Below are 25861 nucleotides of genomic sequence, written 5' to 3'. Positions count from 1 at the left end.
TGGTCAATTCGCCGGAAGCCCAACTGTTCGATCAGCGAACAGAAACTAACCGGTTCGTACATAATCCATTGTTGGGTCGCCGGGCGCCACGAATAATCGGCACCAGACCCGACAGATCCGTGTCACCCCGCCCTGGCCCAGCCCGCGGAGTGGCCGTTCAACACAGGAGCACCGGCATGCAGCGTTCCATCGCGACCGTATCCATCAGCGGCACCCTGACCGAAAAGCTCGAGGCCATCGCCGCGGCGGGCTTCGACGGTGTGGAGATCTTCGAGAACGACCTGCTGTATTCCGGTGCCAGTCCGCGGGAGATTCGCCAGCGCGCCCAGGACCTGGGGCTGGCGATCACCCTGTTCCAGCCGTTCCGCGACTTCGAGGGCAATCGCCGCGAGCGGCTGCAGCGCAATCTCGACCGCGCCGAGCGCAAGTTCGACCTCATGCAGGAGCTGGGCACCGACCTCATCCTGGTGTGCAGCAACACCGCCGCCGACAGCCTCGGCGACGAGCGCCTGATCGCCGACGACCTGCAGCTGCTGGCCGAGCGCGCCGCCCCGCGTGACCTGCGCATCGGCTACGAAGCCCTCGCCTGGGGGCGCCACGTCAACACCTGGCAGCAGGTCTGGCGGCTGGTGAAGGCGGTCGATCATCCCAATCTCGGCGTGCTGCTCGACAGCTTCCACACCCTGTCCATTGGTGGTGATCCGGCGGGCATCGCGCAGATCCCGGGGGACAAGATCTTTTTCGTGCAGATGGCCGATGCGCCCGTGCTGCAGATGGACGTGCTGGAGTGGAGTCGGCATTTCCGCTGCTTCCCGGGGCAGGGCGAATTCGACCTGGCCGGTTTCCTCGCGCCCATCCTGCAGACCGGCTACCAGGGGCCGCTGTCGCTGGAGATCTTCAATGACGGCTTCCGCGCCGCCCAGACCCGCGCCACCGCCGCCGATGGCCTGAGATCCCTGCTCTACCTGGAGGAGCAGACCGCCGCGCGGTTGCAGCGAGAAGAGAGCCCGGTGGCTGCGCCGCTGTTCGCCCCGCCCGAGGCGCCGCGCCTGGAGGGCACCGAATTCCTCGAATTCGCCGTGGACGACGGCCATGGCGCCGACCTGGCGGGCTGGCTAGGCAAACTGGGCTTCGTCCGGGCCGGCCGGCACCGCTCCAAGAACGTCACCCTGCTGCGCCAGGGCGAGATCAACCTGGTGCTCAATGCCGAACCCTATTCCTTCGGCCACAACTTCTTCGAGGCCCACGGCCCCTCGCTGTGCGCCATGGCCCTGCGCGTGCCGGACAGCCAGGCCGCCCTGGAGCGCGCCCAGCAGTACCGGGCGCAGCCCTATCGCGGCCTGGTCGGTCCCAACGAGCGCGAGATCCCGGCGGTGCGGGCGCCCGATGGCAGCCTGATTTATCTCGCCGATCGTGGCGCCGACGGCCGCAGTCTCTATGACACCGACTTCGACGTCAGCGCCGGCGCCAGCGGCGGCCTCGGCCTGACCCACGTCGACCACGTGGCCATCGCCCTGCCGGCCGATGCCCTGGACAGCTGGGTGCTGTTCTACAAGAGCCTGTTCGATTTCAGCGCCGACGACGAGGTGGTGGTCCCGGACCCCTATGGCCTGGTCAAGAGTCGCGCCCTGAAGAATCGCGAGAGCAGCGTGCGCCTGGCGCTCAACATCTCGGAGAATCGCAACACCGCCATCGCCCGGGCGCTGTCCAGCTATCGCGGCTCGGGGGTGCACCACATCGCCTTCGCCTGCCAGGACATCTTCCAGGCGGTGGAGCAGGCCAAGGCCGCCGGGGTGCCCCTGCTGGAGATCCCGATGAACTACTACGACGACCTGGGGGCGCGCTTCGATTTCGACGACGACTTCCTCAGTCGGCTGGCCTACTACAACGTCCTCTACGACCGCGATGCCCAGGGCGGCGAGCTGTTCCACGTCTACACCGAGTCCTTCGCCGACCGCTTCTTCTTCGAAATCCTGCAGCGCAAGGATTACAGTGGCTACGGCGCCGCCAACAGCCCGGTCCGCCTGGCGGCCATGCTGCAGGCGCGCCAGGGTCGCCCGGCGCCCCTGGAATTCTGAGCCAGGCGGGCACCCCGGGGTGCCCGCGCCTCTCCTCCGACAAGAGTCAGCCCGATGCAGGACACCCCGGCGCTCGCGCCCACGCTGCGTACCCCGCGCAAGAACAATCCCGAGAAGACCCGCCAGGCCATCCTCGCCGCCGCCGTGGCCGAGTTCGCCGACCTGGGCCTGAGTGGCGCGCGGGTGGACGCCATCGCCGAGCGCACCCATACCTCCAAGCGGATGATCTACTACTACTTCGGCAGCAAGGAGCAGCTCTACCTGACGGTGCTGGAAAAGCTCTACAGCGACGTGCGCGGCAACGAGGCCGAATTGCCGCTGGACCGCCTGCCGCCGCTGGAGGCGATCCGTACCCTGGCGGAATTCCTTTTCGAGCATCACCGCAGCCACGACGACTTCATCCGCGTGGTGAGCATCGAGAACATCCATCGCGGTCGCCATCTGGCCCAGTCCGAGACCATCTCCAGCCTCAACTCCTCGGCGCTGGAAGCCCTGCGCCGCATCCTCGCCCGCGGCGAAGCCAGCGGCGAGATCCGCAACGGGCTGGACGCGGTGGATGTGCACCTGCTGATGTGCTCGTTCTGCTTCTACCGCGTCTCCAACCGCCACACCTTCGGCCGCATCCACGACATCGACATGGAGGAACCGGCGGTGCTGCGCCGCCACAAGACCATGATCGGCGATGCCATGGTGCGCTACCTGCAGCCGTAGGACCTCCAGGCGACCCTCACCCCGGCCCTCTCCCAGGGGGAGAGGGGGCGTCTGACCGAGGCTTTTGGCTGTCTGCATGGATTCGTAGGGTGGAAAACCGCGCAGCGTTTTCCACGCGGCTGCCCGAGCAATCTTCTCTCTGAGAGAGGGGCAAGCCTCTTAGGTTGGGTTGAGACGGCTTCATCGTCGAAGCCCCACGCTGCTGGATGTCCCCGCGCTGGGCTTCGCTGCGCTCAACCTACGAAATTATTTACCCCCTCTCCCTGGGGGAGGGCAAACCCAGGCACCCCAGCCAGAACCCTCAGAGCACCGGCATCCCGCCCGTCACCGGCAGCATGGCGCCGGAGATGTAGCTGCCTTCGTCCGAGGCCAGCAGCACATAGGCCGGGGCCAGCTCCACCGGCTGGCCGGCGCGGCCCAGCGGGGTGCTGGCGCCGAATTGCTCAGGTTCGTCGGGCTTCATGGTGCTGACGATCAGCGGCGTCCAGATCGGGCCGGGGGCCACGCTGTTGGCGCGGATGCCCTTGTCGCCGAGCAGTTGCGCCAGGCCCGCGGTGAAGTTGGCGATGGCGCCCTTGGTCGCCGAATAGGCCAGCAGGGTCGGCGGGGCGATGTCGGCGTTGATCGAGGCGGTGTTGATGATGGAGCCGCCGCGCGGCATGTGCTTCACCGCCGCCTGGGTGATGCGGAACATCGCATGGATGTTCACGTTGAAGGTATGCACCCATTCCTCGTCAGGAATCTCGTCGAGACTGTCGCGCACCTGCTGGAAGGCGGCGTTGTTGACCAGCACGTCGATCCGGCCAAAGGCCTCGACGGTTTTCTGCACCACGTCCAGGCAGGTCTGGCGGTCGACCAGATCGCCGGGCAGCAGGACGGCCTGGCGCCCGGCCTCGGTGACCAAGCGGGCGGTCTCCCGGGCATCCTCGTGCTCGTCCAGGTAGGCGATGGCGACATCGGCGCCCTCACGGGCGAAGGCGATGGCCACGGCGCGGCCGATACCGCTGTCGGCACCGGTAATCAGCGCCGCCTTGCCCTTGAGGCGACCCGAGCCGCGATAGGTTGCGGCGCCGCTGTCGGGCAGCGGATCCATGCGCGCTTCGGAGCCGGGAAAGGTCTGGGGTTGGGGTTTCAGTGGGGGCTTGGGATAGTCGCTCATGGGGACTCCTTGAAGGTCAGTGAGCTTGCAGTTCAGGAAGAGCATTCAATACCCAGGTCGGCCATGACCGCGGGGCCGTAGCCGGCGGCGGCCAGGGGCGCCTGGATGTCCTGATGCAGATCCGGCACGTAGCCGACCAGCAGGTCGGCCGGGCCGCTCAGACGGATTTCGCCGAGCGCGGCCGGCAGCAGCAGGGATTCGGCGGCGCCGAGCATGCCGCTCCAGCCAGCCGACTCCAGCCGTACCGGACGCCCGACGTTGCTCAGCAGGCGGGCGCTGGAGAAGCGATAGTCCAGCGGCGGCGCCCCGGCGCCGGCCAGCCGCCAGCGTTCCAGGGCGAAGTGCCGGCAGGCCGTGCACAGCAGGCGGTCGTGCCCATCGCCCAGGGGCAGGCGCAGCCCGGGGGTGACCCGCGGATCGGCGTCCAGGTCCAGTTCGTCCAGCAGCGCCTCGATACCGGCGCGCCAGTCGGCGTGGGGCAGCGGCTCGCCATCGGTCATGCGCCAGGGCATGGCCTGCTGCTGGATGTCCGAGGTCTGTTCGATCTCGTAGATCAGCGTGCCGGGACCGAAGCTGTGCAGGGTGCCGCCGGGGATGAAGAAGGTCTCGCCGGCGCGCACCGGCAGGCGCCGCATGACGGCGTCGTAGTCCTGCCGCAGCAGGGCGTCGCGCACGCGCTCGCGACTCTGGCCGGGCTTGAGGCCCACCAGGGCGGTGGCGCCCGGTTCGGCCCAGAGGATGTGCCAGGCCTCGGTCTTGCCGTTGGGCTGGCATTCCAGGCGGCGGGCGGTGGCGTCATCGGCGTGCAGATGCACCGGCAGGCGGCCGCTGCCGTCGATGAACTTGGTCAGCAGGGGAAACCAGGGGCCCTGCCAGCCGGGCGCGACCAGTTGTTCGGGATAGGCCTGCACCACGTCATGCAGGCTCTGGCCGGCGAGGGGACCGTCGAGCACCGTGGCACTGCTGCCCGGTACGTCGCTGATTTCCCAGGTCTCGGCGATGCGGCCCGGGGGCAGGCCACGCTTGCCGAGGCGCTCGGCGATCTCGTGACCGCCGAACACATGGGTGCGCAAGGGGGTGGAAAGGCGCAGGGGTTGGCCGAGCATCGGGGGACTCCAGCGGCAAGAAAGGCGCCCCGGCCCGGGCCGGGGCAGAGAACACTCAGAGAATCGGCTTGCCGCCGGTGACGGCGATGCGCGCGCCCGAGGTGTAGCTGGATTCGTCGGAGGCCAGCATCACGTAGACCGGCGCCAGTTCCACCGGCTGGCCGGGGCGGCCGAGCGGGGTGTTGCCGCCGAATTCCTTGACCTGCTCGGGCGGCATGGTGGCCGGGATCAGCGGGGTCCAGACAGGGCCGGGGGCCACGCTGTTGGCGCGGATGCCCTTTTCGCCAAGCAGTTGCGCCAGGCCCGCGGTGAAGTTGGCGATGGCGCCCTTGGTGGTGGCATAGGCCAGCAGCGTCGGCCGCGGCATGTCCGAATTCACCGAGGTGGTGTTGATGATGGAGCCACCCTGGCCCATGTGCTTCACCGCAGCCTGGGTGATGCGAAACATGGCGGTGATGTTCACATCGAAGGTGTAGACCCACTCGTCGTCGGGAATCTCGTCGAGGGTCTCGTGGGTCATCTGGAAGGCGGCGTTGTTGACCAGCACGTCGATGCGCCCGAAGGCGGCCACGGTCTTGTCCACCACTGCCAGGCACTGCTCGCGCTTGGACAGGCAGCCCGGCAGCAGCAGGGCCTCGCGCCCGGCTTCGCGCACCAGGCGGGCGGTGTCCTCGGCGTCTTCGTGCTCGTTCAGGTAGCTGATGGCGACATCGGCGCCCTCGCGGGCGAAGGCGATGGCCACGGCGCGGCCGATGCCGCTGTCGCCACCGGTGATCAGCGCCTTCTTGCCGGCCAGACGGCCAGAGCCCTTGTAGCTTTGCTCACCGCAATCCGGGACCGGATTCATGCGCGATTGCAGGCCGGGAACCTCCTGCTGCTGTTCCGGCATCGGGGCTTTGGGAAAATCGGTCATGGAGGAATCCTCGTCGCTCGTGTGACTTTTGCGGGCCTGTCAGTACCGACAGGCCACAAGCGGCGAGGGTTCGAGAGCCGGGACGGGCGGTGTAGCGGCGCTAGCGCGGTGCCGCTTCGGCCCAGCGCGGCGGCACCGTGGGCTGCCAGGTGGCGAGGGCGTCTAGCAGGGCGGTTGGCGAAGCCTCCACCTGCAGCATGGCGCGGTGCGGCGCGGCGACGAAGCCCTGGGCGACCAGGTGATCGAGGAAGCCCTCCAACTGGGCATAGAAACCGTCGACCTCCAGCAGGCCCATGGGCTTGGCGTGATAGCCGAGCTGCCCCCAGGTCCAGACCTCGAAGAGTTCTTCCAGGGTGCCCAGGCCGCCGGGGAGGGCGATGAAGGCATCGGCCAGCTCCGCCATCCGCGCCTTGCGCGCATGCATGCCGTCGACCACTTCCAGGCGCGTGCAGCCGGTGTGGCCCAGTTCGGCGGTCTTGAGACTCTGGGGAATGATGCCGATGACTTCGCCACCGGCGGCCAGGGCGGCATCGGCGACCACACCCATCAGGCCGACCTTGCCGCCGCCGTAGACCAGGGTGAGGCCGCGCTCGGCGAGGGTACGCCCGAGGTGCGCGGCCGCTTCGGCGAAGACCGGCGAGGCGCCAGGCTTGGCACCACAGAAGACACAGACGGTTTTCAGCGACATGGGGACTCCTAGGCAGGCAAAACGCCTAGCCTAGCTGCCCGTCATCCGTGATCAAAGCACCGTCATCGCGCGAGGAAATCCTCTTCCGGCGCATTGCCACTGGCGGCCTGGGCATAGCTGGCGAACAACTCGTGCAACAGGGCGGTAAGGGTCATGGCGGGCGTCCTTGGCTGGCGGGTGATGGAGGGATAGTACCCAGAGGTAAGGCCTGGCGACCTGGCAAAGGTTTCGATGGAGGCGATAGAGCGAAGCCGCTCCCTTGCCATGGCCGCTGGAACCCGCCACCCTCGCATCGGTCTGACTGGCGACTTTCACGCATCCGGAGGGTTCATGAAATCCACGCTTTTCGCCGCCGCGCTGTTCGCCCTGGGAAGTACCGGCGCCTGGGCCGCCGACAGCTGTACCACCCAGATCGAAGCCGGCGACCAGATGACCTACAGCCGCGCTTCCATCCAGGTCCCGGCCTCGTGCAAGACCTTTACCGTGGAGCTGATCCACAGCGGCAGCCTGCCCAAGAACGTCATGGGCCATAATTGGGTGCTGACCCGCTCCACCGACGCCTCGGCCGTCGACGCCGCCGGCATGAACGCGGGCGAAGCCAAGGGCTACCTGCCCGAGGGCGACGAACGCATCATCGCCCATACCAAGATGTTGGGTGGTGGCGAGAAGGATTCCGTGTCCTTCGATACCGGGGCCCTGGAAGCCGGCAAGGAATACACCTTCTTCTGCTCCTTCCCGGGGCATTTTGGCTCCATGCGCGGGGTGTTGCAGCGCGGGTAAGGAGAAGGTTGGGTTGTGGCGGTCGACCGTCGCAATCCGACCTCTTGAGCAGAAGACGCCTGGAGATTGGGTTGAGCGTTAGCGAGGCCCAACATTGCAAGGCTCACGCTTGTTTAGTAGGTGCCATGGCTGCTTATTGAGTGCTTGGAGAGTTTTTGTTTCGCCCACCCGGGCGAGTTACTTTTTGCAGTCGCGGCTGCGCGCCCCGCAAAAAAGTAACCAAAAACGCTTGCCCCACCATCCGGCCTTTCGCTTCGCTCCAGGTCCGCTCACGCCAGCGCCGTTCCAGGGTCGGTCCAGATGGGCCGTCCATGGCCCACTGGACCTCTCGCCGCATCCATGCGGCTCGACCCACTCCACGGCACTGGCGTTCGCCCTGCTGAACGGGGCGATTCGCCAGCCTGAAAGTATTGGTTGAATAACCCGTAACCCGTAGCGTGGACAACGGCGAAGCCTTGTCCACTGTCGGCGATCAAGCTCAGACGTTGTCCTTGAGCTATTGGAATCGCGGTCATGGACCGCTCCTACAGCAATCGGAAGATCCCGTAGGAGCGGCCCATGGCCGCGATAAAGACGTTGCCCCTATTCGGTAGTCAAGCTACTGCCAGCGGAAAACGCTGCGCGGTTTTCCACGCTACAGCTCTGGTGAACACTCAAGCCCTCAGCCCTTCGCCAACTCCACCTCAATCGCCTCCACCAACCGCGGATCATCCGCCGTCACATCCGGCGCGAAGCGCCCCACCACCTCGCCATTGCGCCCGATCAGGAATTTCTCGAAATTCCACAGCACCTCGGGCTTGGGATTGGGGCTGCCGCCACGGCTCACCATGCGTTCACGGAAGGGACCGTCACCGGTCGCCTCGGGCTGGGCACGGGTGAGTTCTTCATAGAGCGGATGCTTGTCTTCACCCACCACACTGAGCTTGGCGAACATAGGGAATTGCACGCCATAGGTCAGGGTGCAGAATTCCTTGATCTCGGCGTCGCTGCCGGGCTCCTGCTGCTTGAAGTTGTTGGCGGGAAAGCCGAGCACTTCCAGGCCGCGTTCGCGCTGGGCCTCGTAGAGGCGTTCCAGCCCCTCGTACTGGCTGGTCAGGCCGCACTTGGAGGCGACGTTCACCACCAGCAGCACCTTGCCCAGGTAGCGTTCCAGGGTCAGGGTTTCGCCATCGATGGATTGCAGCGGGAGTTTCATCAGGGTCGCGGTCATGGTCGGCTCCTCGGAAAGAAGCGACCAGCCTAGCGCAAAAACGCCGCCTCCATGGGCGGCGCCTGTCGGTCGGGCGGGGCTCAGCGCTTGAGCTTGACCACGTCGCCGGAAACGGTGGTGGTGTAGCCGTTCAGGACATAGGCCCAGAACCAGTTTTCCTGCACCTGGGCATTGATCAGGGCATCGCCGCCGCGGGACTTGATGGCGGCCTGCTGGGCGCGCACGAAGCGGTCGTTCTGCTGGACCGGGATGAAGCCCAGGATCATGAGACCGGTGGCCTTGCCCTCGCCATGACCGACGACGGTGTACTGCGACGGATCCAGATTTTGCGTCTTCATCGCGGTGCCGGTGCAGCCGGCGACGGCGGCGGCGAGGGCGAAGGAAGCGGCGAGCTTGGCGAAACGTTGCATGGAGTCACTCCTTTTTGGGTTGGCAGCGTCGGGCATCGTTTCCCGACGGAGCGCACTCTAGCAGCGCCAGGCCCGGCGGAAATACCGTTCGCCCCGGCGATAGAACCGCTCCTCCCAAGGTCGCAGGGTTATCAGGTGATAGCGCCTCGATCTAAGCCGAGTCGGCCCGAGCTGCTACCATCGCCGCCTTTTCGTCCGGCGGCCGCGTCGGGCGCCGTATCGGAGACCTCGTGTGAATCTGCCTCTCGTCCTCAACCTCGTCGCCTTCGCCGTGCTGCTCGGCCTGCTGGCGCGTACCCGCAACACCGGCTGGAGCCTGGCCGTGCGCGTCTTCATCGGTCTCGCCCTGGGCGTGGCCTTCGGCCTGGTGCTGCAACTCGTCTACGGCCATGACGCCCCGGTGCTCAAGACCTCCATCGGCTGGTTCAACCTGGTCGGCAACGGCTATGTGCAGCTGCTGCAGATGAGCATCATGCCGCTGGTGTTCGCCTCCATCCTGGCCGCCGTGGCGCGGCTGCGCGAAGCCTCTTCCATGGGGCGCATCAGCCTATTGACCCTGGGCACCCTGCTGTTCACCACCGCCATCGCCGCCCTGGTCGGGGTGCTGGTGACCTGGCTGTTCGGCCTGAGCGCCGAAGGCCTGGTGCAGGGCGCCCAGGAGACCGCGCGCCTGACCGCCCTGCAGAACAGCTATGTCGGCAAGGTGGCGGATCTGTCGGTGCCGCAGCTGCTGCTGTCCTTCATTCCGAAGAATCCCTTCGCCGATCTGTCCGGCGCCAATCCCACCTCCATCATCAGCGTGGTGATCTTCGCCGCCTTCCTCGGCGTCGCCGCCCTGCGCCTGCAGCGCGACGATCCGGTGCGTGGCGAGAAGGTGCTGGCCGGCATCGACGTGCTCCAGGCCTGGGTGATGAAGCTGGTGCGCCTGCTGCTGCAACTCACCCCCTATGGCGTGCTGGCACTGATGACCAAGATGGTCGCCACCGCCAGTCCCCAGGACGTGCTCAAGCTGGGCACCTTCCTGATCGCCTCCTACCTGGGCCTAGGCATCCTCTTTGGCGTCCATGCGCTGCTGCTGACCCTGAGCGGCCTGTCGCCGGCGCGCTTCTTTCCCAAGGTCTGGCCGGTGCTGAGCTTCGCCTTCACCAGCCGCTCCAGCGCGGCGACCATCCCGCTGAACATCGAGGCCCAGACCGAGCGCCTCGGCGTACCGCCGGCCATCGCCAGCTTCGCCGCCTCCTTCGGTGCCACCATCGGCCAGAACGGCTGTGCCGGTCTCTATCCGGCCATGCTGGCGGTGATGGTCGCCCCGACCCTGGGTATCAACCCCTTCGATCCGCTGTGGATCGCCACCCTGGTGGGCATCGTCACCCTGAGTTCGGCGGGCGTGGCCGGCGTGGGCGGCGGTGCCACCTTCGCCGCTCTGATCGTGCTGCCGGCCCTCGGCTTGCCGGTCACCCTGGTGGCGCTGCTGGTGTCCATCGAACCCCTGATCGACATGGGCCGCACCGCCCTCAACGTCAACGGCTCCATGACCGCCGGCACCCTGACCGCGCGCTGGATGGGCCAGCTGGACAAGGCCGCCTACGACCGCAACGACCGGGCCGAAGCGCCAGCGGCGCCGATCAGTCGCGGCTGAACCGCAGAGGGCTTCGGGTAGGTTGGGTTTAGCGCAGCGAAGCCCAACCTACCCTGTGCCTGGTTAGAACAGGCCCCTTTAGAACAGGAAATACCGCTGCGCCATCGGCAGCACCTCGGCCGGTTCGCACCAGAGCAGCTGGCCGTCGGCCTTGACCTGGTAGTTCTGCGGATCGACCTCGATGGTCGGCAGATAACCGTTGTGGATGAGGTCGCTCTTCTGCGCGGTGCGGCAGCCCTTGACCACGCCGATGCGCTTCTTCAGCCCCAGTTGCTCCGGCACCCCGGCCTCGAAGGCGGCCTGGCTGATGAAGGTCAGACTGGTGTCATGGAGCATGCCGGCGTAGCTGCCGAACATGGGGCGGTAGTGCACCGGTTGCGGGGTGGGGATGGAGGCGTTGGCGTCGCCCATCAGACTCGCCGCGATGGCGCCGCCCTTGAGGATCAGCGTCGGCTTGACGCCAAAGAACGCCGGGCGCCAGAGCACCAGGTCGGCGAACTTGCCCACTTCGATGGAGCCCACCTCGTGGCTGATGCCATGGGTGATCGCCGGGTTGATGGTGTACTTGGCGATGTAGCGCTTGACCCGGAAGTTGTCGTTGCCGGCGGCGTCTTCGGGCAGCGGGCCGCGCTGCTTCTTCATCTTGTCGGCAGTCTGCCAGGTGCGGGTGATGACCTCGCCGACGCGGCCCATGGCCTGGCTGTCGGAGCTGATCATTGCGAAGGCGCCGAGGTCGTGGAGGATGTCCTCGGCGGCGATGGTCTCGCGGCGGATGCGACTCTCGGCGAAGGCCACGTCCTCGGCGATGCTCGGGTCCAGGTGGTGGCAGACCATGAGCATGTCCAGGTGCTCGTCGATGGTGTTCTTGGTGAAGGGCCGCGTCGGGTTGGTGGAACTGGGCAGCACGTTGGGGAAGCCGCAGGCCTTGATGATGTCCGGCGCGTGGCCGCCCCCGGCACCTTCGGTGTGATAGGTGTGGATGGTGCGACCCTTGAAGGCGCCCAGGGTGGTCTCGACGAAGCCGGATTCGTTGAGGGTGTCGGTGTGGATGGCCACCTGGATGTCGAAGCGATCGGCCACCGCCAGGCAGTTGTCGATGGCGGCGGGGGTGGTGCCCCAGTCCTCGTGCAGTTTCAAGCCGATGGCGCCAGCGCGGACCTGCTCCTCCAGCGGACCCGGCAGGCTGGCGTTGCCCTTGCCGGTGAAGCCGATGTTCATCGGGAAGGCGTCGGCGGCCTTGAGCATCTGCGCCATGTGCCAGGGACCGGGGGTCACGGTGGTGGCATAGGTGCCGGTGGCCGGCCCGGTGCCGCCGCCGATCATGGTGGTGGTGCCGCTCATGAGCGCCTCTTCGATCTGCTGCGGGCAGATGAAGTGGATGTGGGAGTCGATCCCGCCGGCGGTGAGGATCATGCCTTCACCGGCGATGACCTCGGTGGCGGCGCCGATGGGCACGCTGACACCCGGCTGGATGTCCGGGTTGCCGGCCTTGCCGATGGCATGGATGCGGCCGTGCTTGAGGCCGACGTCGGCCTTGACGATGCCCCAGTGGTCGACGATCAGCGCATTGGTGATGACGGTATCGACCACCTCGGCGGCGGGCAGCTGGCTCTGGCCCATGCCGTCGCGGATGACCTTGCCACCGCCGAATTTCACCTCTTCGCCGTAGACGGTGTGGTCTTCTTCGACCTCGATCCAGAGCTCGGTGTCGGCCAGGCGCACCCGGTCACCGGTGGTGGGGCCGAACATGTCGGCATAGGCTTGGCGGGAGATTTTCATAGGCGTGAATCCCGAATAAAGGTGGTCCGGTTGGCCCTCACCCGACCCTCTCCCGGAGGGAGAGGGGGAGGAGCGGGCGGCATCCTGTTGCCTCGCAGGGAGTCGTCCCTGGGAAGCTGGGTGTTCTGGTTTGCCCTCACCCCGACCCTCTCCCGGAGGGAGAAGGGGAAGGGCGGGTGTCGTCCTGTTGCCTCGCAGGGAGCCGTTCCTGGGAGGCTGGGTGTTCTGGTTGGCCTTCACCCTTCCCCTCCCCCGGAGGGAGGGGGAAGGGCGGGAGCTCGATGTCTGCTTTTAGCCCCCTCTCCCCTTGGGAGAGGGTTGGGGTGAGGGCGCTTGCCGCTACAACTTCCCCATTACCCGCCCGGCGAAGCCGTAGACGGTGCGCAGCCCCGCCAGCTCGACCAGCTCCACCTCGCGACTCTGGCCCGGCTCGAAGCGCACGGCGGTGCCGGCGGCGATATTCAGGCGCATGCCGCGCGCCAGGGTGCGGTCGAACACCAGGGCGTCGTTGGTTTCGTGGAAGTGGTAGTGGGAGCCCACCTGGATCGGCCGGTCGCCGCTGTTGGCGACGGTCAGGCTGAGGGTGCGGCGGCCGGCGTTGAGTTCGATGTCGCCGTCCTGGATCTGGTATTCGCCGGGGATCATGGGCGCTGCTCCAGCATCAGTTGCATGAAGGTGAGGTCCAGCCAGCGACCGAACTTGGTGCCGACCTGGGGCATCTGCCCGGTGGTGATAAAGCCCAGTCGCTCGTGCAGGCGGATGGACGCCTGGTTGCCGCTCTCGATGGCGGCCACCATCACGTGCTTGTCGCAGGCGCGGGCGCGTTCGATGAGCACCGTCATCAGCCGCGGACCGATGCCCTGGCCGCGCTGGTCGGGATGGATATAGACCGAGTGCTCGACGGTGTGGCGAAAGCCTTCGAAGGGGCGCCAGTCACCAAAGGAGGCATAGCCCACCACCGTGCCTTCGGCGTTCTCGGCGACCAGGATGGGGTAGCCCTGGGTGGCGCGCAGGTCGAACCAGGCCTGGCGGTTGGCCAGGTCCACCGGGGTCTCGTTCCAGATCGCCGTGGTGTTGCTGACGGCGTCGTTGTAGATGTGCAGCACGGCCGGCAGGTCGGCAGGGGTGGCGTCGCGGACGATCAGACTCATGGCGGACTCCCTAGGCGATCGGCTGGTGGACGGTGACCAGCTTGGTGCCATCGGGGAAGGTGGCTTCCACCTGGATCTCCGGGATCATTTCCGGGACGCCTTCCATCACCTGGTCGCGGGTCAGCAGGGTGGTGCCGTAGTGCATCAGCTCGGCCACGGTGCGACCGTCACGGGCACCTTCGAGCAGGGCGGCGGAGATCAGCGCCATGGCTTCCGGGTAGTTGAGCTTCACCCCACGTGCCAGGCGGCGTTCGGCCACCAGGCCGGCGGTGAAGATGAGCAGTTTGTCTTTCTCGCGGGGCGTCAGGTCCATGGGTGTTCTCTTTGGCGAAGGGCATCGCGGCCATGGGCCGCTCCTACAATTCTGCGCTTCCATGTAGGAGCGGCCCATGGCCGCGATCACGAAGATATCAGGTACTCCAGATTCGCGGCGGTACGGCAGCGCGGCCGAGCAGCGCCGGGCGCAGCAGGCGCCAGACCTCGATCAACCAGGCGCGGGCCTGCAGCGACTCGGCGGCCAGGCAGCGGGCGACCACCAGGCCGGGCAACTGGGTCAGGTCGCCGCGCACCGGCAGGCCGAGTTCGCGGCAGCGTTCCAGGGTGTCGGCGTCCAGGGTGCCGGTGAGCAGCAGGGTAGCGAACACCGGCTGACCGGCGAGGCCGATCGGCGAGTCCAGCAGGCGATCCGCGCCGACCAGGCGCTGGCGCTCGTGCCACAGCGGGGTGCCGTCGCGACGGATGTCCAGATGGGCCTGAAACAGGCCGTCGGTGAAGCGCTCGGCGCTGGCCGGACGACCCAGGGCGACGATGTCCCAGTAGCAGAGGCGGGCATCGCCCTCCAGCTCGATGCGGGTAGCGAGGTGGGCCTGGGCACCGGCGAAGACGATGGTCTCCTGGGGTAGCCATTCCAGGGTGGCACCGGCGGCGACGCGCAGCTCGACCTGCTGGTGGGCGGCGCTGTCGGCGCGATACCACTTGGCTGCGCCGGGGCTGGTGAGCTGGGCCCAGGCGTTTTGGCCGACGCTGACGTCGATGTCCAGCCGATCACCCCCGGCGATGCCACCCGGGGGATGCACGACGATGTGCTGGCAGACCTCGGAACCTTCGGCGTGCAGGTGTTTCTGCACCCGCAAGGGGCCGAGGTGGCGGCGGGTGGTCGGCCGGGTCCAGTCGCCCTGGCGGGCATAGGCCAGCTCCAGGCGCGCCAGCCAGGCGGGGGTGAAGAGGGCAGGGGGCAGGGCAGAGGTCATCGGGTGGTCGTTGTTCTGGTTGGGGCTGTTTGGGGAGCGCCTTGCAAGAATCTGACCGAGTGGGCAGAGGTTGGCTTTCGGCTAGGTATGGTGGGGGTGTTTGGCTGATTACCGAGTGCTTTGATGGTTTTTGTTTCGCCCGCTCGGGCGCATCACCTTCACCGCTTCGGTAGGTTGGCGCTGAGTGGAGCGAAGCCCAACGTTGCGGAGGTTGGCCGTGATGCCTCGGTTTACCAGTGCTCTAGCTGCTTATCGAGGTCTGTTGATGGTTTTGTTTCGCCCACCCGGGCGAGTTACTTTTTGCAGTCGCCAAAAAAGTAACCAAAAACGCTTGCCCCACGTTTCGGCCCTCCGCTTCGCTCCAGGTCCCCTCACTCCGGTGCCGCTCCGGGGGCACGGCACGAAGGGGCCTCCTGCCCCTCGCGCCTTGCTCGGCGTCCTGCCTCGCATCCCCCTCCGCGACACCTGCACTCGGCCTCACTGACGGGGCGGGGCGCCAGCCTGATGCCTGGGTGTTCACAGGATCTGTAGCGTGGAAAACCGCATAGCGTTTTCCACTGGTGGGCACCTAAGCCATCAGTGGACAAGGCTTCGCCGTTGTCCACGCTACGGGCTACGGGCTACGGGCTACGGGCTACGGGCTACGGGCTACGGGCTACGGGCTACGGGCTACGGGCTACGGGCTACGAGCTTTTGTGGCTGTTCAACCAATATTTTCAGGCTGGCGAATCGCCCCGTTCAGGAGGGCGAACGCCAGTGTCGTGGAGTGGGTCGAGCCGCAGGGATGCGGCGAGAGGCCTAACGGGCCATGGACGGCCCGTGTAGGCCGACCCCGGAGCGGCGCTGGCGTGAGCGGACCTGGAGCGAAGCGAAAGGCCGGATGGTGGGGCAAGCGTTTTTGGTTACTTTTGCGGCGATTGGCAAAAGTGACTCGCCCGAGGGGGCGAAACAAGAAGTACCAGCAAAGCTAGATAAACAGCTATGGCACCCATAACACAGAGCCGCAACCCTACCTTGTTGGGCTTCGCTACGCTCAGCGCCAACCTACGTCAGCCGGCGTTCGTGGCTCTTTTCCCCACCCCATTTTAAGAAAGCTGCCGCCACTGCCGCGGACTCACCTGAAACCACCGCCGAAACGCCCGCGAAAAGGCGCTCGTCTCCGAATAGCCCAGCAGCGGCGCCAGGTCGGTGACCGGCAGGCGCTGCCGCAGGTAGTGCTGCGCCAGGTCGCGGCGGACGCCCTCGACCAGCGCCGAGAAGCTCGCGCCCTGGTCGCGCAGGCGGCGTTGCAGCTGGCTGGTGGAAAGGTCCAGGCGCTGGGCGATGGACTCCAGGCTGGGCTCGCCCAGGGGCAGCGCCAGGCGCACCGAGGCGCGGACCTCTTCCAGCAGTTCCATCTGTGGCAGCCGCTGGCCGAGCTGGCGGATGGCGTCCTGCACCACCAGCAGGAGCAGCGGATCGTGGTCGGGCATGGCGCGGCCGCGCAGGTCGGCCTTGGGCACCAGCATGGCATTGCAGGGCTGGCCGAAGCTGACTGGCGCGTCGAACAGCCGGCGGTGCTCGTGCCAACCCTCGGGGCGCGGGTGTTCGAACTGCACCGCGCGCGGCGCCCAGGTGGGCCCGAGCACATGGCGCAAGAGGTTGAGCAGCATGCCTAGGGTCAGCTCGGCGTCCTGGCGGCGGGCGACGATGGCGCCGTGGCGCACCTGGTAGTCGAAGCGCCAGCAGTCACCGGCGTCCACCAGCTGGATCAGGGTGCTGTGCTGGTGAAAGGGAAAGGCGGCGGCGAAATTCTGCAGGGCGGCCTCGGCGGTGGGCGAGCAGAGCCCCACGTAGCCCAGCAGGCCGAGCATCTGCGGTTTGAATTGGCCGCCGTAGTGCAGGCCGAAATTGTCGCAGCCGGACTGGGCGGCGGCTTCCTCCAGGACCCGGCAGTAGTTGCCCAACCCCAGGCTCAGGGTGGGGTGCTGCAGCTGTTCGGGGTCGATGCCGGCAGTGCCGAAGATGCGATCGACATCGCCACCATGGCTGGTGATGACGGCGTCCAGTCCGCTGGCGGCGGCGGAGAGCACGCCAAGGTTGCGCGACGGTGAGGTCAGGGCGGCGAAGCCGGAGGCGGCCAGGGGCATGGTGCGGGTCCAGGGAGGGGATCGGCATGAATGAAGCAAAGGCTGTGCCCCGGGGCGGAAAGCGGTCCTCCATCGGGGCTGGAACGCCGAGGGCTTCACGCTATTGGGCGCCTTGACGTGCCTCATCGCGGGGCGGGCGGTCGGGCATCGCACCAGGGTGGTGCGGTCTCGGGTAGCACCCTGGGAAGAGGGGTAACGCCGACTTGACCCGAGGTCACAGCGACCGTGCCGAGCGGTCAAGTCGCCACGGCCCCCAGCTGTTTAAGCTCGAAAAAGCCGGGCATCGCGGGATCGCGGTGACCCATTCGGATCACGTCGCTACAAGGGGAGTGGCCTGTCATGACCAACGAGAAACTCAAGCCGACCCTCGGCACCCTGCACCTCTGGGGCATCGCCGTGGGGCTGGTGATCTCCGGGGAATACTTTGGCTGGAGCTACGGCTGGGGCGTCGCCGGGACCCTGGGCTTTCTGATCACCGCGCTGGTGGTGGCGGTGATGTATACCTGCTTCATCTTCAGCTTCACCGAGCTCACCACCGCCATTCCCCACGCCGGCGGACCCTTCGCTTACAGCCGGCGCGCCTTCGGCCCCATGGGCGGCACCATCGCCGGCATCGCCACCCTGATCGAGTTCGTCTTCGCCCCGCCGGCCATCGCCATGGCCATCGGCGCCTACCTCAACGTGCAGTTTCCCACCCTCGATCCCAAGCTCTGCGCGGTGGCGGCCTATTTCATCTTCATGACCCTGAACATCCTCGGGGTGAGCATCGCCGCCACCTTCGAGCTGGTGGTCACGGTGCTGGCGGTGATCGAGCTGCTGATCTTCATGGGGGTAGTAGCGCCGGGCTTCAGCCTGACCAACTTCACCAGCGGCGGCTGGGCCGGGCAGGACCAGTTCTCCCTGGCCGCGGTGGGCGGCATGTTCGCCGCCATTCCCTTCGCCATCTGGTTCTTTCTCGCCATCGAGGGCGCGGCCATGGCCGCCGAGGAAGCCAAGGACCCCAAGCGGACCATTCCCAAGGCCTACATCGCCGGCATCCTCACCCTGGTGACCCTGGCCATCGGCGTGATGATCTTTGCCGGCGGCGTGGGTGACTGGCGCGCCCTGTCCAACATCAACGATCCGCTGCCCCAGGCCATGAAGGGCGTGGTAGGCGAGGGCTCGATGTGGCTGCACCTGCTGGTGGGCATCGGCCTGTTCGGCCTGGTGGCCAGCTTCCACGGCATCATCCTCGGCTATTCCCGGCAGTTCTTCGCCCTGGCCCGCGCCGGCTTCCTGCCCCATGGCCTGGCCAAGCTGTCGCGCTTCCAGACCCCGCACCGCGCGGTGCTGGCCGGTGGCGTGGTGGGCATCGCCGCCATCTTCAGCGACGGCGTGATCAGCCTGCAGGGCCTGACCCTGACCGCCGCCATGATCACCATGAGCGTGTTCGGCGCCATCGTCATGTACATCATGAGCATGCTCAGCCTGTTCAAACTGCGGCGCAGCGAGCCCAACCTGGAGCGCACCTTCCGCGCCCCCGGCTATCCGGTGGTGCCGGCCATCGCCCTGGTGCTGGCGGTGGTCTGCCTGATCGCCATGGTCTGGTACAACCCGGTGATCGCCAGCGTCTTCGTGGTGCTGATGGTGATAGGCGCGCTGGTCTGCGGTCTCAGCCGTAGACAGAGCGACATCGCGCCCGATGCCGCCTTTGGCGAGGCCTGAGCAACCCGAGGAGGTAGCATGAGCGGTTTCCAGCACAGCGTGGGTGGCCAGACCTGGCGCTTCGCCGATCTCAAGGAACTGCTGGCCAAGGCCACCCCGGCGCGTTCCGGGGATGTCCTGGCCGGGGTCGCCGCCGGCAGCGACGTGGAGCGGGTGGCGGCGCAGATGGCGCTGGCCGAGGTGCCGCTCAAGCACTTTCTCAGCGAGGCGGTGATCCCCTACGAAGCCGACGAGGTCACCCGGCTGATCCTGGATAGCCACGATGCCCAGGCCTTCGCCCCGGTCGCCCACCTCACCGTGGGCGGCTTCCGCGACTGGCTGCTGGGGCCGGCGGCCGACGAGACGAGTCTTGCCGCCCTGGCCCCGGGGCTGACCCCGGAGATGGTCGCCGCGGTGTCCAAGATCATGCGTATCCAGGACCTGATCCTGGTGGCGCAAAAGGTCCGGGTGGTGACCCGCTTTCGCAACACCATCGGCCTGCGTGGACGGCTGTCGACCCGGCTGCAGCCCAATCACCCCACCGACGATCCGGCCGGCATCGCCGCCAGCGTCCTCGACGGCCTGCTCTATGGCAACGGCGATGCGGTGATCGGCATTAATCCGGCCACCGACAGCACCAGCGGCATCTGCGAACTGCTGAAGATGCTCGACGCCGTGATCCAGCGCTACGAAATACCCACCCAGTCCTGCGTGCTGACCCACGTCACCACCAGCATCGCCGCCATTGAGCGGGGTGCGCCGGTGGACCTGGTGTTCCAGTCCATCGCCGGCACCCAGGGCGCCAACGAAAGCTTCGGCATCAGCCTGGCGCTGTTGCAGGAAGGCTTTGATGCCGGACTGTCGCAACGCCGCGGCACCCTGGGCGACAACCTCATGTATTTCGAGACGGGGCAGGGCAGCGCCCTCTCCGCCGGCGCCCACCACGGCGTCGACCAGCAGACCTGCGAGGTGCGCGCCTACGCCGTGGCGCGGCAATTCAAGCCGCTGCTGGTCAACACCGTGGTCGGCTTCATCGGCCCGGAGTACCTCTACAACGGCAAGCAGATCATCCGCGCCGGGCTGGAGGATCACTTCTGCGGCAAGCTGCTCGGCGTGCCCATGGGCTGCGACATCTGCTACACCAACCATGCCGAGGCCGACCAGGACGACATGGACATGCTGCTGACCCTGCTGGGCGCGGCGGGCATCAACTTCATCATGGGCATCCCGGGGTCGGACGACGTGATGCTCAACTACCAGACCACCTCCTTCCACGACGCCCTCTACGCCCGCCAGGTGCTGGGCCTGCAGCCGGCCCCGGAATTCGCCGCCTGGCTCGACCGGCTGGGCATCCTGCGGCTGGAGGACGGCCGCTTCCGCCTTGGCGAAGGCTTGCCAGCGCCATTCCAGCGGGCGCTGGCGCAGTTGTAGGGAGGATCGCGGCCATGGGCCGCTCCTACAAACTCCCTCTGTACCCGTAGGAGCGGCCCATGGCCGCGATAGCTTAGATACCGAATCGTTCAGGAGTCGCTCATGAACCCCAACGACACCGCCCGCCCCGACCCCTGGGCCGAATTGCGGCGCCTGACCCCGGCGCGCATCGCCCTCGGCCGTGCTGGGACCAGCCTGCCGACGTCGGCCCAGCTGGACTTCCAGGCCGCCCATGCCCAGGCCCGCGATGCGGTGCACCTGGCTTTCGATCATCAGGCCTTGCGCGAAGGCCTGGCTGCCCAGGGGCGCGAGACCCTGGTACTCAAGAGCGCCGCGCCGGATCGCCATACCTATCTGCAACGTCCCGACCTGGGCCGCAAGCTGTCCGAGGAATCCGCGCGTGAGTTACAGGCCTATGCCGCCGAGCATCCCGAGGGCTTCGACGTCGCCGTGGTCATCGCCGACGGCCTCTCGGCCCTGGCGGTGCATCGCCATGCGCTGCCGTTCCTGGAGCGCCTGGCCGATCAGGCCGGGGCCGAGGGCTGGCGCTGGGCGCCGGTGACCCTGGTGGAACAGGGGCGGGTGGCGGTCGGCGACGAGATCGGCGGGCTGCTCAAGGCGCGTCTGCTGGTGATGCTGATCGGCGAGCGCCCCGGTCTGAGTTCGCCCGACAGCCTCGGCCTCTACTTCACCTACGGCCCGCGCCCGGGCCTCAACGACGCCTATCGCAACTGCATCTCCAACGTGCGCCTGGAGGGCCTGGCCTATGGCCTGGCGGCGCACAAGCTGCTCTACCTGATGCGCGAAGCGGATCGCCGCAAGCTCTCCGGCGTGCAACTCAAGGACGAAGCCGAGGTGCCGCTGCTGGAAGGTGGCGAAGAAAATGCGCGGGTGGGGAATTTCCTGACGGCGTCGTAGCGGGTTCAGGGACGCGCGCTGCTGTGACGGTGCTCTTCCAGCAGGCGGTCGATGGCACTGCGATCGAGGGGCCGTTTCTGTTTCAGAAAGGCCTGCAGCTGATAGGAATTCCAACCGTCCGATGCCCGGCCTGGACGTCTGATACGCCGCTCTGGATCGGCACCGTAGCGCAACAGCAGCGCGACCAGGTCCGGCCGATTGAAGAGGATAGCGACGTTGAGTGGCGTCAGGCCGCCGGTATCGACCGGCTCATCGGCCGGGCAGCCGGCGGCCAGGGCAGTCTGCGTCATCTGCAAGAGTACTTCCCGACGTATCCCTGGCTCATCGTAGTGGGCACCGACAAAGTCCAGCGTTGGCTGAGTCCGAGTTTGCCCGCCCGTGGTGAGGCCTAGCAGGCAGCCACGCTCATCGATCACCTTGATGCCAGGGTCGGCCTGACTATTGCCGGCCAGCGCCAGCAGCGTTACCAGACCCAGCGTTTGAAACAGGAAAGCGCGCATGGTCCCTCGCTAATCGGCCGATCGGCCCAGCGCCTTGCGCAAGAAATACCGCGCAAAGCCCGGCGGATAGTCCGCCAGTTCGCCGAACACCTCGTAGCCCAGGCGTTCGTAGAAGCCGCGGGCCTGGAATTCGTGGGTGTCGAGCCAGGCGCCGTGGCAACCGCGGACCAGCGCCTCGGCCTCGGCGCGCAACAGCAACTCGCGGCCGGCGCCCTGGCCGCGGGCGGCTTCCTCCACCGCCAGCAACTGCACATAGAGCCAGCCATAGCTGGTGTAGCCCCAGAGGCCGCCGAGGGCTTCGCCGCCACGGGTCAGGCTGATGACCAGGGCCCGGTAACCGCTCGGGCCCGCCTGGCTGTCGTTGTAGCGCCTCAGCGGCGCGGCGATGGCCTGGCGCAGGTCTTCGCGTGCTTCGTCGGTCAGGTGGTAAACCAGGGGCGCTGCGGACATGGCGAAGGTCTCTGGAAGAGGTCTGTCCGAGCATAGCGCAGCAGCGCTGCGTGACCGCCCGGTTCTGCCGCTTTCGCGGGTACGACCTTGGGGTAGCATGGCCCTTTAGCCATTTCGCGAGGGAGCCATGGACATACGTGAAGGTCGCGCCCGGGTCGGCGCCCTCGAGCTGGCCTATGAGGACTGGGGCGATCCCGCCGATCCGGCGCTGCTGCTGATCATGGGCTTTGGCGCCCAGTTGCTGCTCTGGCCGGAAGGCTTCTGCGAGGCCCTGGTGCGCCGGGGCCTGCGGGTGATTCGTTTCGACAATCGCGACGTCGGCCAGTCCTCGCGGCTGAGCTGGCCGGGTGGACGGCCGCCTTCACTATGGCCGGTGCTGGGGCGGGCGCAACTGGGCAAGCCCAGCGCGGTGCCCTATCGCCTGGAAGCCATGGCCGCCGATGCGGTCGGGCTGCTCGATCACCTGGGGCTGGAGCGCGCCTTCGTACTGGGCGGTTCCATGGGCGGCATGATCGCCCAGATCCTCGCCGCCCAATGGCCTCAGCGGGTCGCGCGGCTGGGCATCCTGTTCTCGTCGACCAATCAGCCGCTGTTGCCGCCGCCCTCGTTCAAGCTGCTGGGCAGCCTGCTGCTGCGGCCGCCGGCCGATCTGCCGGCGGAGGCGGCGCTCACCCGGCAGAAGGCCCTGCTGCGCGGTATCGAGAGTCCGAGGTATCGCCAAAGCGACGCCGATCTGGAACGACTGGTGCAGCGCATCCTGGCGCGCGGGGTGGATGTGGAGGGGGTGCAGCGGCAGTTGTTCGCCCTGCTCGGCAGCGGCGATCTGCGGCCCTTCGCCCGCCGCATCCAGGCGCCGACCCTGGTGGTGCACGGCGCGCGGGATCCCTTGCTGCGTCCGGCCTGTGGTCGCGCCGTGGCGCGGGCCATTCCCGGCGCCCGCTTCGAGCTGATACCGGACATGGCCCATGACCTGCCGGCACCGCTCTGGCCGAGGCTCAGCGAGTTGTTCGCCGAGTTCTTCCTGGCGGCCTAGGCCGGGCCGCCGGCGCGGGGCCTGAGTCCGTCGATGATCAGCGTCTCCAGGCCCTGCAGGACCTCGTCGAAGAACAGCGGATCCTTCAGCGAGCGGCCGCACAGGGTCTGCACCTGCACCCGGAAATCCGCATAGTGCTGGGTGATGGCCCAGATGCTGAAGATCAGGTGGTGTGGATCCACCGGCGCCAGCTTGCCGGCGGCGATCCAGGTGCGGATCACCCGGGTCTTCTCGTCCATCAGGTCGTGCAGGCTGCCCTGCAATTCGGGCAGCAGCAGCGGTGCGCCCTGGACCATCTCCAGGCAGAACAGCCGGGACTCGGCGGGATAGTCGCGGGACATCTCCAGCTTCTGGCGCAGATAGCCGCGCAGGGCGTCGAGGGGTTCCTGGTCTTCGCTGAAGGTGCGCAGGGGATTCAGCCAGGTCGCCAGCAGCTGACGCAGCACGGCGACATAGAGCTCTTCCTTGTTGCTGAAATAGTAGAGCAGGTTGGTCTTGGAGACGTCCGCCTGCAGCGCCACCTGATCCAGACTGGCGCCGTGCAGACCGAAGCGGGAAAAGATATCGAGCGCCGCGCTGAGGATCTGGGCGCGCTTGGCTTCTATCTGGCGCTGCCGGCGTTGCTGGGCGGCAGGGCTGGGTTGGCGGGACTTGCGTGGCGGAAGATCACTGGCCTGACTCACGAACTGCTCCTTGGGCCTTCTTGGACATCTGACGCGGGCCGGCTGCAGGCGCGGTCGTTGAGCTTCGCACCGTCCTGGTGACGAATCATCGGCGGACCCCGAAGGGTATCGCGCCGGTCTCCGAACTCTAGCATGACGCGCCAGCCTGCATGCCCCGGATTCGGGCGCCTTGCACAAACTAGGTGCTCTAATCTGGACCAAATGGTCCAGCTTTATTCTCGAATAGACCCCAAGTGTTTGATTGGCTTGAACTTTCAAGACTTGGCAAGCTTTCTGCTCCGATCCTGCAGCAACGGCGCATCTGGATGCGCTTCGATTCCTGACTGCGGGAGAGTGCGAGCGATGAACATCGGTGTCTTCATTCCCATCGGCAACAACGGCTGGCTGCTGTCGGAAAACGCGCCCCAGTACCGGCCCACCTTCGAGCTGAATCGCGAGATCGTGCAGCGCGCCGAGCACTACGGCTTCGACTTCGCCCTGTCGATGATCAAGCTGCGCGGCTTCGGCGGTAAGACCGAATTCTGGGACCACAACCTGGAGTCCTTCACCCTCATGGCCGGGCTGGCGGCGGTGACCTCGCGCATCAAGCTGTTCGCCACCGCCGCGACCCTGACCCTGCCGCCGGCCATCGTCGCGCGCATGGCCGCCACCATCGACTGCATTTCCGGTGGCCGCTTCGGCGTCAACCTGGTCACCGGCTGGCAAAAGCCCGAATACAGCCAGATGGGGCTCTGGCCAGGCGATGAGTTCTTCGCCAGTCGCTATCAATACCTCGGTGAATACGCCCAGGTGCTGCGCGATCTCTGGGGCACCGGCCAGTCGGACTTCCAGGGCGCGCACTTCCGCATGGAAGACTGCCGGGTCAGTCCGCAGCCCCAGGCACCCATGGAGATCGTCTGCGCCGGGGCGAGCGATGCCGGCCTGGCCTTCGCCGCCGAACACGCCGACTACAGCTTCGTCTTCGGCAAGGGCGTCAACACGCCCAAGGCCTTCGCCCCGGCGGTGGAGCGGCTGCAGGCGGCCACCGCCAAGACCGGGCGCGAGGTCTCCTCCATCGCCCTGTTCATGATCATCGCCGCCGAGACCGACGAGGCCGCTCGCGCCAAGTGGGAGCACTACAAGGCCGGTGCCGACGAGGAGGCCATCGCCTGGCTGGGCGCCCAGGCGGCCGCCGACACCAAGTCCGGCAGCGACACCAATGTGCGGCAGATGGCCGATCCGACCTCGGCGGTGAACATCAACATGGGCACCCTGGTGGGCTCCTTCGCCAGCGTGGCGCGGATGCTCGACGAGATCGCCGAGGTACCCGGGGCCAGCGGGGTGCTGCTGACCTTCGATGACTTCGTCCAGGGCGTGACCGACTTCGGCGAGCGCATCCAGCCGCTGATGCAGAGCCGCCGTCACGTCGATCTGCTCAAGGAGAGTGCCTGATGAACGCTGTGGAAACCCTGGCGGGCTATGCCCTGCCTGCCGACGAAGCCGAAGCCGTGACGCTGCCGGCGCGTCCCGAACCGCTGCGGCTCAAGGCCAGCGAGACCGCCCTGATCGTGGTGGACATGCAGAACGCCTATGCCAGCCAGGGCGGCTATCTGGATCTGGCCGGCTTCGACGTCTCCGCCACCGGCCCGGTGATCGAGAACGTCGCCGCCGTGGTGGAGACCGCCCGTGGCGCGGGCATTCAGGTGGTCTGGTTCCAGAATGGCTGGGATCCGGAGTATCGCGAGGCGGGCGGGCCGGGTTCGCCCAACTGGCACAAGTCCAACGCCCTCAAGACCATGCGCAAGCGACCCGAATTGCAGGGGCAGCTGCTGGCCAAGGGTGGCTGGGACTATGCCCTGGTGGATCGGCTGCAGCCGGCGGCCGCCGACCTGGTGGTGCCCAAGACCCGCTACAGCGGCTTCTACAACACCCACCTGGACAGCCTGCTGCGCGCCCGTGGCATCCGCAACCTGGTGTTCGTCGGCGTCGCCACCAACGTCTGCGTGGAGTCGACCCTGAGGGATGGCTTCTTCCTCGAATACTTCGGCGTCTGTCTGCACGACGCCTGCCACCAGGCCGGGCCCCGTTCGGCCCACGACGCCGCGCTGTTCAACATCGAGACCTTCTTCGGCTGGGTCGCCAGCTGCGCCGATTTCCACACCACCTTCGCCAAGGACTGAG

At 67.0% G+C, this 25861-nt stretch carries 25 protein-coding genes; 10 read left to right on the top strand and 15 right to left on the bottom strand.

Features of this window, described 5'->3' with window-relative positions; translation table 11 throughout:
* The first annotated feature begins 176 nt into the window (after positions 1–176).
* Together quiC and OXS31_RS20390 are read left to right on the top strand one after the other, a co-directional pair.
* A complete protein-coding gene (gene quiC, locus OXS31_RS20395) occupies positions 177–2078 on the top strand; it encodes a 3-dehydroshikimate dehydratase QuiC (protein ID WP_267401557.1) in 1902 nt (633 codons plus the stop codon).
* Between the two features lie 54 nt (positions 2079–2132).
* Positions 2133–2789, top strand: a complete 657-nt coding sequence (locus OXS31_RS20390) for a TetR/AcrR family transcriptional regulator (RefSeq protein ID WP_027600959.1) — start codon at positions 2133–2135, stop codon at positions 2787–2789.
* Between the two features lie 301 nt (positions 2790–3090).
* On the opposite strand, the gene OXS31_RS20385 is transcribed toward OXS31_RS20390, so the two are convergent.
* The 4 genes from OXS31_RS20385 to OXS31_RS20370 all read right to left on the bottom strand — a co-directional run bounded on the left by OXS31_RS20385 (position 3091) and on the right by OXS31_RS20370 (position 6655).
* A complete protein-coding gene (locus OXS31_RS20385) occupies positions 3091–3948 on the bottom strand; it encodes a glucose 1-dehydrogenase (protein ID WP_027600032.1) in 858 nt (285 codons plus the stop codon).
* A 32-nt stretch (positions 3949–3980) separates the two neighbouring features.
* Positions 3981–5054 carry a class I mannose-6-phosphate isomerase gene (locus tag OXS31_RS20380; protein ID WP_108582409.1) on the bottom strand — a complete coding sequence of 358 codons (1074 nt, stop codon included), beginning with the start codon at positions 5052–5054 and terminating at the stop codon, positions 3981–3983.
* Between the two features lie 55 nt (positions 5055–5109).
* Positions 5110–5967: an SDR family oxidoreductase gene (locus OXS31_RS20375; RefSeq protein ID WP_042137614.1), complete on the bottom strand. Its 858-nt coding sequence runs from the start codon at positions 5965–5967 to the stop codon at positions 5110–5112.
* Positions 5968–6067: 100 nt separating this feature from the next.
* Positions 6068–6655, bottom strand: a complete 588-nt coding sequence (locus OXS31_RS20370; protein ID WP_027600035.1) for a TIGR00730 family Rossman fold protein — start codon at positions 6653–6655, stop codon at positions 6068–6070.
* A 330-nt stretch (positions 6656–6985) separates the two neighbouring features.
* Between OXS31_RS20370 and azu the strand changes: the two genes are divergently transcribed.
* Positions 6986–7435, top strand: coding sequence for an azurin (azu, locus tag OXS31_RS20365; RefSeq protein WP_267401548.1), 450 nt, complete (start codon positions 6986–6988; stop codon positions 7433–7435).
* Positions 7436–8096: 661 nt separating this feature from the next.
* On the opposite strand, the gene OXS31_RS20360 is transcribed toward azu, so the two are convergent.
* Together OXS31_RS20360 and OXS31_RS20355 are read right to left on the bottom strand one after the other, a co-directional pair.
* Positions 8097–8645, bottom strand: coding sequence for a glutathione peroxidase (locus OXS31_RS20360; RefSeq protein WP_108582410.1), 549 nt, complete (start codon positions 8643–8645; stop codon positions 8097–8099).
* A gap of 80 nt (positions 8646–8725) precedes the next feature.
* A complete protein-coding gene (locus OXS31_RS20355) occupies positions 8726–9055 on the bottom strand; it encodes a hypothetical protein (RefSeq protein ID WP_007163001.1) in 330 nt (109 codons plus the stop codon).
* A 232-nt stretch (positions 9056–9287) separates the two neighbouring features.
* On the opposite strand from OXS31_RS20355, the gene OXS31_RS20350 reads away from it, so the two are divergent.
* Entirely contained in the window at positions 9288–10694 is a 1407-nt protein-coding gene (locus OXS31_RS20350; RefSeq protein ID WP_027600038.1) for an L-cystine transporter, read from the top strand.
* A 78-nt stretch (positions 10695–10772) separates the two neighbouring features.
* On the opposite strand, the gene ureC is transcribed toward OXS31_RS20350, so the two are convergent.
* The 6 genes from ureC to OXS31_RS20320 all read right to left on the bottom strand — a co-directional run bounded on the left by ureC (position 10773) and on the right by OXS31_RS20320 (position 17003).
* Positions 10773–12473 (bottom strand): urease subunit alpha, encoded by a 1701-nt coding sequence (gene ureC / locus OXS31_RS20345; RefSeq protein WP_027600952.1) that lies wholly within the window; start codon positions 12471–12473, stop codon positions 10773–10775.
* Between the two features lie 339 nt (positions 12474–12812).
* The gene (locus OXS31_RS20340) at positions 12813–13118 is read right to left on the bottom strand and encodes an urease subunit beta (protein WP_197852156.1); all 306 of its coding nucleotides are present in this window, start codon (positions 13116–13118) and stop codon (positions 12813–12815) included.
* Positions 13115–13624, bottom strand: a complete 510-nt coding sequence (locus tag OXS31_RS20335; protein WP_027600040.1) for a GNAT family N-acetyltransferase — start codon at positions 13622–13624, stop codon at positions 13115–13117. The genes OXS31_RS20340 and OXS31_RS20335 overlap by 4 nt, the downstream gene beginning before the upstream one ends.
* Positions 13625–13634: 10 nt before the next feature.
* Positions 13635–13937: an urease subunit gamma gene (ureA, locus tag OXS31_RS20330; protein ID WP_007162996.1), complete on the bottom strand. Its 303-nt coding sequence runs from the start codon at positions 13935–13937 to the stop codon at positions 13635–13637.
* A 97-nt stretch (positions 13938–14034) separates the two neighbouring features.
* Entirely contained in the window at positions 14035–14874 is an 840-nt protein-coding gene (locus OXS31_RS20325) for an urease accessory protein UreD (protein ID WP_267401528.1), read from the bottom strand.
* A gap of 1085 nt (positions 14875–15959) precedes the next feature.
* Positions 15960–17003, bottom strand: coding sequence for an AraC family transcriptional regulator (locus OXS31_RS20320; protein WP_027600042.1), 1044 nt, complete (start codon positions 17001–17003; stop codon positions 15960–15962).
* Between the two features lie 339 nt (positions 17004–17342).
* On the opposite strand from OXS31_RS20320, the gene eat reads away from it, so the two are divergent.
* The 3 genes from eat to eutC all read left to right on the top strand — a co-directional run bounded on the left by eat (position 17343) and on the right by eutC (position 21035).
* Complete coding sequence (gene eat, locus OXS31_RS20315) at positions 17343–18707, top strand: ethanolamine permease (RefSeq protein ID WP_027600043.1); 1365 nt, start codon at positions 17343–17345, stop codon at positions 18705–18707.
* A gap of 18 nt (positions 18708–18725) precedes the next feature.
* Positions 18726–20117 carry an ethanolamine ammonia-lyase subunit EutB gene (locus OXS31_RS20310; protein ID WP_169855099.1) on the top strand — a complete coding sequence of 464 codons (1392 nt, stop codon included), beginning with the start codon at positions 18726–18728 and terminating at the stop codon, positions 20115–20117.
* A 102-nt stretch (positions 20118–20219) separates the two neighbouring features.
* Positions 20220–21035: an ethanolamine ammonia-lyase subunit EutC gene (gene eutC, locus OXS31_RS20305; protein ID WP_144948060.1), complete on the top strand. Its 816-nt coding sequence runs from the start codon at positions 20220–20222 to the stop codon at positions 21033–21035.
* A gap of 5 nt (positions 21036–21040) precedes the next feature.
* On the opposite strand, the gene OXS31_RS20300 is transcribed toward eutC, so the two are convergent.
* Entirely contained in the window at positions 21041–21535 is a 495-nt protein-coding gene (locus OXS31_RS20300; protein WP_052504161.1) for an ankyrin repeat domain-containing protein, read from the bottom strand.
* A gap of 9 nt (positions 21536–21544) precedes the next feature.
* On the bottom strand, positions 21545–21985 hold the full coding sequence (locus OXS31_RS20295; protein ID WP_044342962.1) for a GNAT family N-acetyltransferase: 441 nt from the start codon (positions 21983–21985) through the stop codon (positions 21545–21547).
* 127 nt (positions 21986–22112) lie between these two features.
* On the opposite strand from OXS31_RS20295, the gene OXS31_RS20290 reads away from it, so the two are divergent.
* Complete coding sequence (locus OXS31_RS20290; protein ID WP_267401517.1) at positions 22113–23018, top strand: alpha/beta fold hydrolase; 906 nt, start codon at positions 22113–22115, stop codon at positions 23016–23018.
* Here OXS31_RS20290 and rutR read toward each other — a convergent pair.
* Positions 23015–23701, bottom strand: a complete 687-nt coding sequence (gene rutR / locus OXS31_RS20285; protein WP_042138500.1) for an HTH-type transcriptional regulator RutR — start codon at positions 23699–23701, stop codon at positions 23015–23017. The two genes, OXS31_RS20290 and rutR, sit on opposite strands and share 4 nt — an antisense overlap.
* A gap of 342 nt (positions 23702–24043) precedes the next feature.
* Between rutR and rutA the strand changes: the two genes are divergently transcribed.
* The gene (gene rutA / locus OXS31_RS20280; RefSeq protein ID WP_027600944.1) at positions 24044–25132 is read left to right on the top strand and encodes a pyrimidine utilization protein A; all 1089 of its coding nucleotides are present in this window, start codon (positions 24044–24046) and stop codon (positions 25130–25132) included.
* Positions 25132–25860 (top strand): pyrimidine utilization protein B, encoded by a 729-nt coding sequence (gene rutB / locus OXS31_RS20275; protein WP_267401515.1) that lies wholly within the window; start codon positions 25132–25134, stop codon positions 25858–25860. The genes rutA and rutB overlap by 1 nt, the downstream gene beginning before the upstream one ends.
* The last annotated feature ends 1 nt before the right edge of the window (position 25861 follow it).

The organism is Pseudomonas sp. GM_Psu_1, assembly GCF_026544185.1.
GTDB classification, from domain to species: Bacteria; Pseudomonadota; Gammaproteobacteria; order Pseudomonadales; family Pseudomonadaceae; genus Chryseomonas; species Chryseomonas oryzihabitans.
Note: the sequence above shows the minus strand (reverse complement) of the source record. Positions and strands in the feature narration are given on the sequence as shown.